At 67.2% G+C, this 12,389-nt stretch carries 12 protein-coding genes; 6 read left to right on the top strand and 6 right to left on the bottom strand.

What is annotated here, in order from left to right; translation table 11 throughout:
• The first annotated feature begins 39 nt into the window (after positions 1 to 39).
• The gene (locus ACOOHB_RS00225; protein WP_420442819.1) at positions 40 to 714 is read left to right on the top strand and encodes an aquaporin; all 675 of its coding nucleotides are present in this window, start codon (positions 40 to 42) and stop codon (positions 712 to 714) included.
• A 65-nt stretch (positions 715 to 779) separates the two neighbouring features.
• Here the strand turns inward: ACOOHB_RS00225 and ACOOHB_RS00220 are convergent, their stop codons facing one another.
• The 4 genes from ACOOHB_RS00220 to ACOOHB_RS00205 form a co-directional block, all read right to left on the bottom strand.
• Entirely contained in the window at positions 780 to 1,328 is a 549-nt protein-coding gene (locus ACOOHB_RS00220; RefSeq protein ID WP_420442818.1) for a hypothetical protein, read from the bottom strand.
• Positions 1,318 to 2,448 (bottom strand): AAA family ATPase, encoded by a 1,131-nt coding sequence (locus ACOOHB_RS00215; protein WP_420442817.1) that lies wholly within the window; start codon positions 2,446 to 2,448, stop codon positions 1,318 to 1,320. Before ACOOHB_RS00215 ends, ACOOHB_RS00220 begins: the two co-directional genes overlap by 11 nt.
• A gap of 165 nt (positions 2,449 to 2,613) precedes the next feature.
• Positions 2,614 to 3,594 carry a porphobilinogen synthase gene (gene hemB, locus ACOOHB_RS00210; RefSeq protein ID WP_420442816.1) on the bottom strand — a complete coding sequence of 327 codons (981 nt, stop codon included), beginning with the start codon at positions 3,592 to 3,594 and terminating at the stop codon, positions 2,614 to 2,616.
• Between the two features lie 9 nt (positions 3,595 to 3,603).
• Positions 3,604 to 3,852 (bottom strand): hypothetical protein, encoded by a 249-nt coding sequence (locus ACOOHB_RS00205; RefSeq protein ID WP_419921796.1) that lies wholly within the window; start codon positions 3,850 to 3,852, stop codon positions 3,604 to 3,606.
• A 227-nt stretch (positions 3,853 to 4,079) separates the two neighbouring features.
• Between ACOOHB_RS00205 and ACOOHB_RS00200 the strand changes: the two genes are divergently transcribed.
• From ACOOHB_RS00200 to ACOOHB_RS00180, 5 genes are read left to right on the top strand one after another with little or no spacing between them, the layout of a single operon-like run.
• Positions 4,080 to 4,583 (top strand): hypothetical protein, encoded by a 504-nt coding sequence (locus ACOOHB_RS00200; protein ID WP_420442815.1) that lies wholly within the window; start codon positions 4,080 to 4,082, stop codon positions 4,581 to 4,583.
• A gap of 6 nt (positions 4,584 to 4,589) precedes the next feature.
• Positions 4,590 to 5,561 (top strand): DNA-formamidopyrimidine glycosylase family protein, encoded by a 972-nt coding sequence (locus ACOOHB_RS00195; protein WP_420442814.1) that lies wholly within the window; start codon positions 4,590 to 4,592, stop codon positions 5,559 to 5,561.
• Between the two features lie 56 nt (positions 5,562 to 5,617).
• The gene (locus ACOOHB_RS00190; protein WP_420442813.1) at positions 5,618 to 6,301 is read left to right on the top strand and encodes a nitroreductase family protein; all 684 of its coding nucleotides are present in this window, start codon (positions 5,618 to 5,620) and stop codon (positions 6,299 to 6,301) included.
• Between the two features lies 1 nt (position 6,302).
• Complete coding sequence (locus ACOOHB_RS00185; protein WP_420442812.1) at positions 6,303 to 7,085, top strand: SDR family NAD(P)-dependent oxidoreductase; 783 nt, start codon at positions 6,303 to 6,305, stop codon at positions 7,083 to 7,085.
• Positions 7,086 to 7,114: 29 nt separating this feature from the next.
• Entirely contained in the window at positions 7,115 to 7,903 is a 789-nt protein-coding gene (locus ACOOHB_RS00180; protein ID WP_420442811.1) for an SDR family NAD(P)-dependent oxidoreductase, read from the top strand.
• An 8-nt stretch (positions 7,904 to 7,911) separates the two neighbouring features.
• On the opposite strand, the gene ACOOHB_RS00175 is transcribed toward ACOOHB_RS00180, so the two are convergent.
• Together ACOOHB_RS00175 and ACOOHB_RS00170 are read right to left on the bottom strand one after the other, a co-directional pair.
• A complete protein-coding gene (locus tag ACOOHB_RS00175) occupies positions 7,912 to 10,695 on the bottom strand; it encodes a cell wall-binding repeat-containing protein (protein ID WP_420442810.1) in 2,784 nt (927 codons plus the stop codon).
• A complete protein-coding gene (locus tag ACOOHB_RS00170; protein WP_420442809.1) occupies positions 10,692 to 12,320 on the bottom strand; it encodes an RNA polymerase sigma factor in 1,629 nt (542 codons plus the stop codon). Before ACOOHB_RS00170 ends, ACOOHB_RS00175 begins: the two co-directional genes overlap by 4 nt.
• Positions 12,321 to 12,389 lie beyond the last annotated feature (69 nt).

Raw genomic sequence — 12,389 nt, 5'->3', positions numbered from 1 at the left:
CGCTGACGCTCGTTCGCTCATAGCTGCGAGGCTGTCCCGATGACGGCGCTACGGCAGACGACGGCCAGTCGGTTGACCTCGGAGTTCGTGGGCACTGGGTTCCTGCTGCTGGGCGTGGTCGGCTCGGGGATCATGGCCGAGCGGCTGAGCCCGAACGATGTCGGACTGCAGCTGCTGGAGAACTCGATCGCCACGGCGGGTGCGTTGGCGTGCTTGATCCTGCTGTTCGGGTCGACGTCGGGGGCGCACTTCAATCCCGCAGTGACGCTGTGGGCGCGGCTTGCAGGCGACCTGGACAACCGGATGGCCGGGTTGTACGTGGTGGTGCAGACCGCAGGCGGGATCCTGGGCGTCATCGCGGCCAACGTGATCTTCGAACTCGATGCCGTGTTCTGGTCGACCAAGGACCGGATCAGCCCCGAGGCGTTCCTGTCGGAGATCATCGCCACGTTCGGGCTGGTGATCGTCATCATCGGCGTGGTGCGCTCAGGCAAAGCCCAGTTCTTGGCCTTCGCCGTGGCGGCCTACATCGGCGGCGCCTACTTCTTCACCTCGTCGACGAGCTTCGCCAACCCGGCCGTGACCGTGGCCCGTATGTTCTCCGACACCTTCGCCGGCATCGCCCCCGCCAGCGCACCGCTGTTCATCGTGGCGCAGTTCATCGGGGCGCTGTGCGCCATCGGCGTGGCGCGGGTGACACACCCGGCGCGCTGAGCCAACACCGCCACCCAGGCAGTCCGCTATTGGCGTCATTCATTGGAAGCGTTCACTCCGAAGCTTCAGACGTCTCCGACGGCCCGTCGATATCCGCTACACGCCTCCTTCAGCGACGGCGGCGCCGGAGGATGGAGCCGACCGGAACCGCACATCGTCGCTAGCGCCTGCGCATGTGGCTCGCACGCTCGCTCGCGTGCTAGGCGCGGATAGGAGGAATTCGTCTGATCCACCTCCGATCCGTCGAGGTATGCGAGCCATGTCTCGATGTTCCAGGTGGGCACACATACCAATACGCGTTCCATCTCGGATGGAGGTTCGATTCCCTGTTCACGGCACGCGTTCTCGAGCTGCGCGCGGCGACCGTCCACGCCTGCGGCATCACCGTCTATCAAAACCACTAGGAAGACCTGTTCGTTGCCCTTCGTACGGAGCGCGGCCAGCTCGACCGGGAACTTCTCACGAACGAACTTCTCAGCGGCGCCTCTGCCAGCCGGGGCCACTATCGGCCGCCAGTACCGCAAGTTCCATCCCAACGCCTTGAAGAACCGATGGGCAAACGCTTGATGCTGCTTGTCTTCGCAGAGCAGCGTCAAGCGGACGCTACGACTCATCAAGCCAGCCGCGGGCTACCTGCTCGGACAGCTTCAGGCTTTGCCCGACGTTGCACTCCGAAATCGGCACCGGAATCGTCGCTGAAGCTGCGACCCGGCGCAGCATGACGCCGTCGGCCGGGCCGAGATAGTCGATCAGTTCAGGATGGTGCGAACACAGGACGGCCTGCGACTGCGTGTCTCCGCAAAGCAGCGACAACTCGTCGAGCCACGGCTGAATCTCGGCGAGCCCTACGTAGTTGTCGGGCTCGTCGAGCAGCAGTACCAACGAATCACCAGCAGATCGGAAGTGCAGCAGTGCGTACAGGATCACAACCGCCTTCTGACCTTCCGACAGCTGGTTGAACCGCAACCAGTACTTGAATCCATCACCGGTGCCGTGACGGACTTCGAACATCAGCGCTCGTGAATCGAGGCCCGACTGCTGCAAGCTCAGGTCTACGAAACCGTCGAGTATCGGTTTCAGGGCTTTCAGATGTTCGCCCGCTGCACTTGGGTTGAACTGAAGCGCTTGGCGGTACCAATTGACGAAGTTGGAGGCGTGCCGATCTAGCACGGAATCTTCTTGATGCGACTCTGCACCTATAAGCGGCGGGCAGACCGAGGTCACGATGACCGACCGCATGTGTGAGACAAACGCCGACAGCCGCTGATTGCTCGAACTCGGCAGGACCCTCGCGAGCGCGGACTCGTTCGAATCGGAGGTATAGAGGGGCCCCTTCGATCCATCATCTCGGTAGAGCTGAACGTTCCCGTCGTCGAACGAGAACAGCGCCGTGTCTCCTGCGCTGAGCCGTTCCAAGCGGATGCGAGCACTTCGCTTGACGAAGCGGTTGTGCTCGATCTCGAGGCGGTAGCGGAAGTTGTCGTCACCTACAACAGCGTCAATCTCGACGACTTGGACTTGATCGTGCTGCCACATCGTCAGTGCGCCCGAGGGGAAGCAGGACGCTTCGGTGACCTTGGCCTCGCCCAGGAGCAGCTGCCGCACGGCGTAGACGACATCGAGTAAGGCGGTCTTGCCAGACCCGTTTGGGCCAAGCAACAGATTGACTTCGCCGAGTCGCAGCTCGAAGTTGACCAAGCACTTGTAGTTGTGCACGTAAACGCGCTTCAGCACGGAATCAGAGTATCGCCCGGTGTCTTGGTGGAGGCTGCTGCGGTGCTGGGTCGTGGTTCTCGCCGTTGGCGCGGCTCGCACCGCACACCCGGCGCGCTGTGCGCCATCGGCGTGGCGCGGGTGACACACCCGGCGCGCTAAGCCTGCGGCGGTTCGGACCGGCCGCTACTGCAGCGTCTCGGCGAACTCGCGTGCGAGGTAGGTGAGGATGATGTCGGCACCCGCTCGCTTGATGGCGGTGAGGTGCTCGACCGCAGTGGCGTCGCCGTCGATCCAGCCGTTGGCCGCTGCGGCCTTGAGCATCGCGTACTCGCCCGAGACGTGGTACGCCGCCAGCGGCAGGTCGAAGCGGGCCCGGGCGGCGGCGATCACATCGAGGTATGCCAGCGCCGGCTTCACCATGATGATGTCGGCGCCCTCGGCAATGTCCAGCTCGATTTCGGCCATGGCCTCGCGGGCGTTGGAGGGGTCCTGCTGGTAGCCCTTGCGGTTCCCGCCGCCCGAGATGGTGACGTCCACCGCTTCGCGGAACGGCCCGTACTCGGCTGAGGCGTACTTGGCCGAATAGGCCATGATCGGCAGGCTCTCGTGACCGTTGCGGTCGAGCACCTGGCGGATCGCCCCCACCTGGCCGTCCATCATCCCCGAGGGTCCCACCATGTCAGCGCCAGCTTCGGCCTGGGCCAGCGCCACCCGCTGGTACAGCTCGAGCGTGGCGTCGTTGTCCACTTCGCCGTCGTCGGTCAGCACGCCGCAATGGCCGTGGTCGGTGTACTCGTCGAGGCAGAGATCGGCGATGATCGCCAGCTCCGAGCCGTGGTCGTCTCGCAGATTGTTGAGCGCAACCTGCACCACGCCATCCGGGTTCCAAGCCTCGGAGCCGACCGAGTCTTTCGAGGCGGGCAGTCCGAACAGGATCACGCCGCTGATGCCCATGGCAGCCAGTTCGCTGACTTCGGTGCGCAGCGACTCCTGAGTGTGCTGCACGACACCTGGCAGCGACACGATGGGCTGCGGCTCGGTGGCGTCCTCACGCACGAACAGCGGAGCGATGAGATCGTCCGGCGTGACGGTGGTCTCACGGACGAGCCGGCGCAGTGCCGGGGTCCGACGCAGACGGCGCAGACGGCGAGCCGGAAAGGTCACCCCGTCATGCTATTGGGGCGCTGGCTGGGGGGTCACCGGCGGTTGGGATGCGGCGATCCCCAGATGCCCCTTGATCTGCGCCACATCCAGCGCCAACTGCGCCATCGTTTGCTCCAGCCGGTCGATCCGCTGATCGAGCCGGTCTTCGAGTCGGTCGACACGTCGCTCAAGGCGGCGGCAGCACATGAGGCTCGCCGTGAGATTGAAACTCATGACGACTGCCACGGCGGCGAGAAGAGTGACTGACGTTGCGTCCATGGGACTTCGGGTCGGAACGGTAACAGGCAGTGCAGTGCCCGGAACCGGCGAAGAGCCAGTGATTCGGTGACGTCCGACACACGAGGCTCGCGAGAAGGAGACCTGGTGCAACGACGTCGGTCGACGACCGTAGCGGCATCGTCGGCAAGGACGCCCCTGATTTCCGCTCCTGCCACCAGAGGTTCGGGGCTGCGCACCGAGCGCGCGCCGGACCGTAACGTCGGGGCGTGGCGACTGCCGACAGGAGTGTGATCGGGTCCGAGGAATGGTGCGCTGCCATGTCCGAGGTGCTCGCGGACGTGGAGCTGCCGGAGGTTCAGGCCACGGTGGAACAGCGGATCGGCGACGGCAATGGCGGGCCGGTCGTTGCGTACCGGCTGGTGATCGACGGCGGGCGGGCGCATCTCGAGCCAGCGCCCGAGGATGTTGGCAGCAGTGATGACGGCGACGTTGTGGTGATGAGCCAGTCACGGACCACCGCTCGGGCCGTGCGGCGAGGCGAACTCGGTGCGCTGGCTGCCCTGCAGGCGGGGCTGATCAAGGTGAGCGGCGACATGCGGGTGCTGGTCGCGGCTGCTGAGGCGTTGGCAGCCGTGGACGCGGCGTTAGGGCAAGCGCTCGCCGACGACGACGGGAATGGCGCTGACGGCCCAACCGGCAGCACCGGCGGCCCGACAGGCGACGCCGGCGCTGACGGCCCAACCCCTGACGCCGGCGTCGACGGGGGCTGAGACGCCGTGCCGGAGATCCCTGAGATCCGGGCGCACGCAGAGCGATTGGAAGCCCTTGCAGCCGGCGAGGTGCTCAAGCGCGTCGAGCCGCTGTCGTTCACCGCGTTCAAGACCGCCAGCCCGCAGCCGAGCGATGCAGTCGGATGGCCGCTGTGCAGCGTCGGCCATCGGGCCAAGTTTCTGCTGCTGCGGTTCGCTCGGCCGACGCAGGATCCGGCCGGTGGGGGCGCCGGCCGTGGCGGGAGCATCGGCGCCGACGGGGGCGACGGCGGGGGCAACCATGCCGACGGGGGCGACCATGCCGACGGCGATAACCGCGGCGACGGCCTGACTTTCGTGGTGCACCTGATGCAGGGCGGGCGGCTGCGAGTGCTCGAAGCGGGTGCGAAGCGGCCGCGCCGGCCGCGCGACGGGCTCGTCCGGTTCGAGTTCGACAGCGGCCTGGGTCTCATGCTCACCGAGCCCGGCACCCAGAAGCGGGCCGGTGTGTGGGTGCTCGACGGGGATGTGGCCGATGCCGAGCCGCTCGTCGGGCTGGGACCCGAGGCCACCGAGTTGGACGCCGACGGCATGGCTGAGTTGATGTCCATGCATTCGGGGCGCTTGCACAACTTCCTGCGGGACCAGCGGGTGATCTCGGGGCTGGGGCGGCGGCTGGCCAACGAGATCTGCCACGGGGCGAAGCTGTCGCCGTTCGCTTCTGTCGGACGGCTTGACGCCGACGCCGTGGGGCGGGTGGTGACCGCCATCGAAGCGGTTGTCGATGAGTCGCTGGCCTTCGAACGGGGTCGACCGGAGATGAGCCGTGCGGCCGAGCGGCCCTCGGCAGTGCACGGCCGCACGGGGGAACCCTGCGTGGCTTGCGATGAGGTGGTCCGGGCCGTCGACTACCGCGATTACTCGGTCAACTACTGCGCCAGCTGCCAGACCGGCGGGCGGGTGCTGGCCGACAACACGACCAGCAAGTTCTTGCGCTAGCGGCCAACCACTCGGCCCCCGGTGCTTGTCACAGGTGCCGGTTACGCTCCTGCGCCATGAGCGAACGTGACAATGCTGCTGGAACTGTGAAGCTGGGCCTGTCGGCCGACGAGGTGCTGCAGAGCACCCGGGCGGTGCGCAAGCGGCTGGACTTCGATCGACCGGTGCCTGAATCGGTCCTGCGGGAATGCATCGAGATCGCCGTGCAGGCGCCGACGGGCTCGAACATGCAGGGCTGGCACTTCGTGTTCGTCACTGAGCGCGACAAGATCGAGGCCATCTCGGCGCTGTACAAGAAGGGCTTCGACTCCTACCGCAACAGCCCCATGTATGCGGGCCGGGTGGCGTCGGGCCTGGGAGCCCAGCGCGATGCGCAGCAGGCTCGGGTGACTTCGTCGGCGGAATACCTGTCGGAGAACATGGGTCGCAGCCCGGTGCTGTTCATCCCGTGCATCGCGGGCCGCACCGACGACCCGCGGATGATGGTCGGGCAGGCCGGCTCGATCATCCCCGCCGCGTGGAGCTTCATGCTCGCCGCACGCGAACGTGGCCTCGGCACCTGCTGGACGACGCTGCATCTCGGCTACGAGGCCGAAGCCGCCGAAATCCTCGGCATCCCCTACGACAAGGTGCGGCAGTACGCGCTGAGCCCGATCGCGTACACCCAGGGCACCGATTTCAAGCTGGCTACCCGGACCGATCTCGATGCGGTGATGAGCTGGAACGCCTGGAGCCGCTGAGATGGCTGCGCAGACGCCGTCAGAGCTGTTCGACCTGTCCGGCCGGGTGGCAGTGGTGACCGGCGGGTCGCGGGGCATGGGCCGAGAGATCGTGCTGGCGTACGCCCGTGCCGGCGCTGATGTGGTCATCGCATCGCGCAAGCTCGAAAACTGCGCCGAAGTTGCCGACGAGGTGCGGTCCACAACGGGCCAGCGAGCCCTCGCGGTGGCATGTCACGTCGGCTACTGGGAACAGTGCGACGAGCTGTGCGATCGCGTCTACGACGAGTTCGGGCATTGCGAGGTGCTGGTGAACAACGCCGGGCTGTCGCCGCTGTACCCGTCGCTGTTCGACGTCAGCGAGGCGCTGTTCGACAAGGTGATCGACGTGAACCTGAAGGGGCCGTTCCGGGCCTCGGCAGTGTTCGGCAAGCGCATGTACGACGCGGGCGGCGGCTCGATCATCAACGTGAGCTCGGTGTCAGCCGTTATGCCGACGCCCAACGAGACGGCGTACGGCGCTGCGAAGGCCGGCGTCCACGCCATCACGGCATCGTTCGCCCGCGAGTACGGCCCCCGAGTGCGGGTGAACTGCATCATGCCGGGGCCGTTCCTGACGGACATCTCCAAGGCATGGGACATGGACGCCTTCAACAAGCGGGCCGCCACCGACATCGCCCTGCGCCGCGGCGGCGAAGCCGACGAGGTGGTGGGCGCTGCGCTGTACTTCGCTTCGGAGGCGTCGAGCTACACGACCGGTTCGGTGCTCAAGATCGACGGCGGCTCGGCATGGGCCACCGGCTGACCTGAATCGCAATCGAGAAGGAGGTTCCAGTGGGAACGACGAGACGACTGTCGACGTTGAGCCGGTCTATTGAGGGGCGGGTGACGCTGGTGACTGGTGCTGGCGCCGGGCAGGGACGAGCGACCGCTCACCTGTTCGCCGACGAAGGCGCGCATGTTGCGGTGACCGACCTGGGTCAGGCCGAGGTGGACGCGGTGGTGGCCGAGATCACCGACGCCGGCGGATCGGCCGCGGGCTGGACGATGGATGTGGCGAATGCCGACCGGGTGCAGCAGGTCACCGACGAGGTGGTGGCACGGTTCGGCGGGCTGGATCATCTCATCAACAACGCTGGCATCTCACGGTTCTCGCCCATCGACTCGGACGATTACGAGGACAACTGGGCCATCTCGGTGGAAGTGCTGCTGACGGCGCACACCCGCACGATCCGTGCCGCGCTGCCGTACCTGCGCCAGTCAGATGCCGCCCGCATTGTGAACATTGCCTCCACAGAAGGCTGGGGCGCCACCAAGTTCGGCTCGCCCTACACGGCCGCCAAGCACGGTGTGATCGGGCTCACCAAGTCGCTGGCGGTGGAGCTGGGCCGCGAAGGCATCACGGTGAACTGCATCTGCCCGGGCCCGATCAACACGGCGATGACCTCCGACATCCCCACCGAGCACAAGACGATCTTCGCCAAGCGCCGCACCGCTGTCGGCCGCTATGCCGAGCCCGAAGAAGTCGTCCACGGCACCCTCAACTTCTGCCTCCCCGCCAGCCAATACATGACCGGCGCCATCCTCCCCGTCGACGGCGGCCTGCTCATCAAGAACGCCTGAGGCGTTAACTAGGGCGCAGTCAGGGTGTTGATGTAGGCCTCGGGGCGCCAGGAAAGGATGTCGTCTGCAGTGCCGGCAGAATTGACGGTGAGCGTGGCGGAGAAGCCGCCCGCTCCGTACGCATCTGACGTGCCGACGCGGAGCGGATCGAACGGCGTGCCGGCGCCGCGGATGGGCGGCGGGCCTTCATCGCTGATCGCCGGTGACGGCGGCCCGTAGACCGCCGAGGCCCAAGTACCCATCGTGAGCACCGCGGCGCCGCGCAAGTGCCACACGCCGGCGCTGAGGAGCGCCTCGCCGTGGGCGGTTCCGATGAGCGTCCCGCGCTCGGTCCGGATGTGCCAGTTGGCGGTGAACGTGTCGGGGACGGCGCTGGGCGAACTGGCCGACGCGACGGCCGTACCGCGATACAGGTGCAGCACGATGCGGGTGTCGACGATGGACTCGGCACGGTTGCCGAGCATCGCCCGATCGGTGACGGCACCTGTCTGGAACAACCAGCGTGTGTGGCCGCCTTCGGGAGGATCAACCTCGCTGGGCGTGCCAATGCTGGAAGGCTCGTTGGCGCTGATCGGTCCGGTGAGCGCGAAATGTCGGCTCGCATCTGCGACAAGCATGAGCGAATCTGACGCCACGCCGCTCGGCCCTACCGAGCGGGCAAGCAACGGCGCCGCGAGCGTCCCTGTCTCCCCGACGTCAACGCATGCTGGAGCGCCCTTGCCCACAGATCGGGCGACGCCGTCGGCATCAGCGAGATACCAGCCCTTCTGGGGAACTTCGACGGCTGCGGCAGTGCCGTTCGTCTCGGCAACAAGCCAGCGAGCATCGGCGAAGGTGCCGCGGGGCATGCACATCTGCACGCCATCGCCGTCGTCGTAGTGGAACACCGGCGCCATCGACAACGACGTCGCAAACGAGCCAACCCCGAACTCGACGCCGGGCGTCGCCTGGACCCCGTAAGGCGAGAACGGATCAGGTGTCTGCGCGCCGATCAGCACCGGCTCGTTCGGTTGCGACGACGTCATGTTGCCGCCGAGCGCAGCGGACAGCTCGCCCAGCAGTCCAGGCGTGATCACCGAGTCGCCGCCGAACGCAACAGCAAAGCCCGGCATCGGGCACACGCCGTTGGCGAGCGCTTTGGCGTAGGCCACCGGATCGGCCTGACTCTCGCACAGCTCGGATGCCGCGAACGCGTCCAGCAGGAATGCAGCGACCGAGTCCGGCAGCCGATCGGCGCCGGCCGGCACCAGCAGTACCGGCACCGCATCGCGGGTAGGACGGTGCCGCACCTGCTCACCGGTCTTGGCCGTACCTGCCCCGTCGGTGCCCGCGGCGGCCAGGCCCGCAGCTGTGACAACAGCAGGCTGCGCGACGTTGACTGGCGGCAGCATCCGCGGCGGCGCGCCGACCGCAGCACCGGTTGCCGCACCGCACCAGGGACCTGCCCCAAGCGCATCGGCCCAGCCCCGGGCGCCCCGGCCGCTGCCCGACGACGCCACCACGCACAGCATCGACGATGCGAAATCGTGACCGGAACCCGTCGGCCACCAGCCGCCGAGTCGTTCGGCCATGGCCACGCTGGTGGCATAGCGGTCGGATCCAGACACTCGGATCGTGTTCGCTCGCGCCAATCGTGCAGCGGCGCGCACCGCTGGCTGGGACAAGCGCTCCAAACCGCCCACCACGATGATGTTGTCCACCTCAAGCAAGCTCAGCGCGGTCGCAGTCTCGGTGGGCAGCTCGTCAGAGCCGTCGTGGAGCAGCACCGGCACCTGCCAGAAGCTGGTCCACCACCCCGCTGCGATGGCATCCACACCGTCGATGCCATCGGTCAGCACCACGGTGCGACCGAGCAGCCGGCACTCTTCGGGGCTTTCTCGCCACTCGACCACGGAGTTGGCCCAGAACCCCATCGTGGCGGTGCCGTCAGCGGCGGAGGGGTCGGCACATCCGCTGGCACCGGAAGGCACGGGTGCGGTGCCCAGCGCCGACGCCACCGCAGCAGCGGTGCCGAAACGAGTCGCACCGCTGACGCGGAACACCTCGGCGTAGCCGATCGACACGAGCTCGGCTTCAACCTGTGGGGCCACCGCAGCGGGACCGCCCACGATGATGGCCTGCCGGGCCGTGTTGCAGCCGCCCGAGCGCAGGTCCTGTGCCGCCAAGCGCACCGGCACCGCCAGCGCACTGGCACCCGAGCGGGCCGACGGAGTCAGCAGGATCGGCGCGGCAAACGTGTCGACGCGGGCGAAGCCACCCGGCGGGTCGAACAGCGGATCTGCCGCCGAGGAGCGACGCAGGTACGGCTCAGTGGAATGACCCGTGGAATCAGAGAGCGCTGCGGCTGCGAGCGCGTCGGCGGGTGAGTCGCCGGCAGTGACGATGATCGCCTTCGGGCACACGCCCAAGCCCCACCAGCCGTTGGCCTGGCTCAGGCTTCGCACACCGCCCGAAGAGGGATCGGATGTCTCAAAGGGGAAGTCGCCCTGGCCCCGCATGACGAGGGCAGACGCGAGCGATGTCTGATAGCGGTCGCCGCCGAAGATGCGCAAGGCGTTCGGCCAACCTTCAATCTGTGGGGCGGCGAGGAACGAACTGGGCCACTGCGTCGGCGCGACGGGACCTGCAGCCACTGACCTGGGCTCGGCAGCGCTGACCGAAGCGACTGCCAGTACGCCGGCGAACAGCAGGAATGCCGCGACAGCCCGACGAAACGAGCCGCGCCTGTGGCGCGCTTCTAGGTCGGCGCTGCGTCTCCGCTGCGCCGAGAGGGCCCAACGCCCGGGGTTCACGGACCGAGTGTCAGTGTGAGCGACTGCGGTGTGCCGTCGCCAGAGAGCACCATCGTGCCCGACAGCGAACCGCGCTCAGTTAGGGGCAACGTCTCACTGGGCGTCGCCGTGAACACTCCCTCAAGCGGCAGCGAGCCATCGACCGCGGAGCCACGCGCCGCCAGACGCATCTCAACGTTGTCTCCGTCGCTCGGTGCCAGCACCAGCAGTGCGCTGAAGCGCTGCTGAGCTTCAGGATCGGACGGATCGGCCGCCGACAGCGAGGCGTTGCTGGGTGCAACGACGTTGATCGACTCGGTCGATGTGGTCACCGTCTCGGTTATCTCGTTGCCATCCGTCGTGGTTGTGGTGGTTGTCAGCGTCAGGGTCAGCGCGCCGCTGACATCGAAACGATCGGCGCCTGCGGAGACGAAGGTGAGTGCAACGTCGTCGGCGGACGCCATCGTGACCGTCGACACGGTCGGTTCGGTGCCTGCCTGCGATGCGGTCGCCGCCGAGGAATCTTCTGTCGTCTCGGCGTCGCTGAGGGCTGCGGCGTCGCTGGCAGGCGACGCGGCAGCACCAGACGCGGAGGCGCTCGCCGAGTCATCAGGTGTCTCGCTCGCCGCTGAGTTCTCGGTTGAGCCCGAATCGACGATCTCGACGATCGCCGGAGCCCCAGCCGCAGCCGCAGCCGCAGCCGACGACGTTTCGGCATCGGTGACGGCGGCAGCAGCGGGCACGACGACGGGGGCATCGGGCGCGGGCACCTCGACAGCGAAAGGCGTCAAGACGTCCATGACCGAGTCGGGAAGCACCCGCTCGGCAGCCCGATGCACCGGCGAGTCGACGGTGGGCGCGATAACTGCGGTGGCCAGGCCGAGCCCCATCGCCGCCTTCGCAACGATCGGCACGCCGGTTGTTGCAGCGTTCGCCGTCGCCGCAGCCGCTCGGGAGGCCATCGGAGCGGTCTCGGACAGCAGCGGCATCGCCGAGTGCAGTGCAGAGCGACCTGAGCCTGGCGAACTCGCCGACAACGCGGAAGCTGCCCGCTCGCCTCGCCGCAGAAGCCCGATCAGCGCCACGGGAGCCACAGCAGCCAGGCGCAATGCCGCCCGAACGGCGTTGCGCGCTCGTGAGACGCGAGCCCGGGCGTTGTCCTCGGACACTCCGGCAGCCTCGGCCACCTCTTCGTACGAAAGCTCGTCGACGAAGCGCAGCATCAGCGCTTCGCGGTACTGCTCGGACAAGCCGTCGATGGCGTCGAGCAGTTCAGAATCGTCGATGTCGAGACCCAGCTCGGACTCGGTATTGGGCGCCTGCGTCAGCGCCTTGTCGTTCGACCCGAAGCGCTGGACCTTCTCGCCCTCGCGGCGCTGGCGATTGCCCTCGTCGCTGCAGACGTTCGACAGGATCCGGTGCAGCCATGGCCCCACCCGGTAGTTGCCGTTGAAGCGTGGCATCGCCCGCAGCGCACGTACCAACGCCTCTTGCACAGCGTCTTCCGCCATCTCGGGACAACCCAAACTGCGGCGCGCGTGACCCAGCAATTGCGGCCGGTACTCACGAACCAGCTCGGCGAACGCTTCGTCGTCGCCGGCCTGGTACGCAATGACCAGATCTCGATCTTCAAGTCGTAGAGCCATGGCAAAAGGGGAAGGCGCAGGGGCCTCCGATACGAATGATGCTACAGCACCCCTGTCAGACCCTTGCTG

This window comes from Candidatus Poriferisodalis sp., from assembly GCF_965215815.1.
Taxonomy (GTDB): Bacteria; Actinomycetota; Acidimicrobiia; order Acidimicrobiales; family Poriferisodalaceae; genus Poriferisodalis.
This window is presented reverse-complemented; position numbering and strand designations above follow the sequence as displayed.

Excerpts from the sequence above, each read along its gene's own strand:
- ACOOHB_RS00225 (WP_420442819.1), top strand. The coding sequence starts at position 40 with ATGACGGCGCTACGGCAGACGACGGCCAGTCGGTTGACCTCGGAGTTC.
- ACOOHB_RS00220 (WP_420442818.1), bottom strand. The coding sequence starts at position 1,328 with ATGAGTCGTAGCGTCCGCTTGACGCTGCTCTGCGAAGACAAGCAGCAT.
- ACOOHB_RS00205 (WP_419921796.1), bottom strand. The coding sequence starts at position 3,852 with ATGGACGCAACGTCAGTCACTCTTCTCGCCGCCGTGGCAGTCGTCATG.
- ACOOHB_RS00190 (WP_420442813.1), top strand. The coding sequence starts at position 5,618 with ATGAGCGAACGTGACAATGCTGCTGGAACTGTGAAGCTGGGCCTGTCG.
- ACOOHB_RS00185 (WP_420442812.1), top strand. The coding sequence starts at position 6,303 with ATGGCTGCGCAGACGCCGTCAGAGCTGTTCGACCTGTCCGGCCGGGTG.
- ACOOHB_RS00170 (WP_420442809.1), bottom strand. The coding sequence starts at position 12,320 with ATGGCTCTACGACTTGAAGATCGAGATCTGGTCATTGCGTACCAGGCC.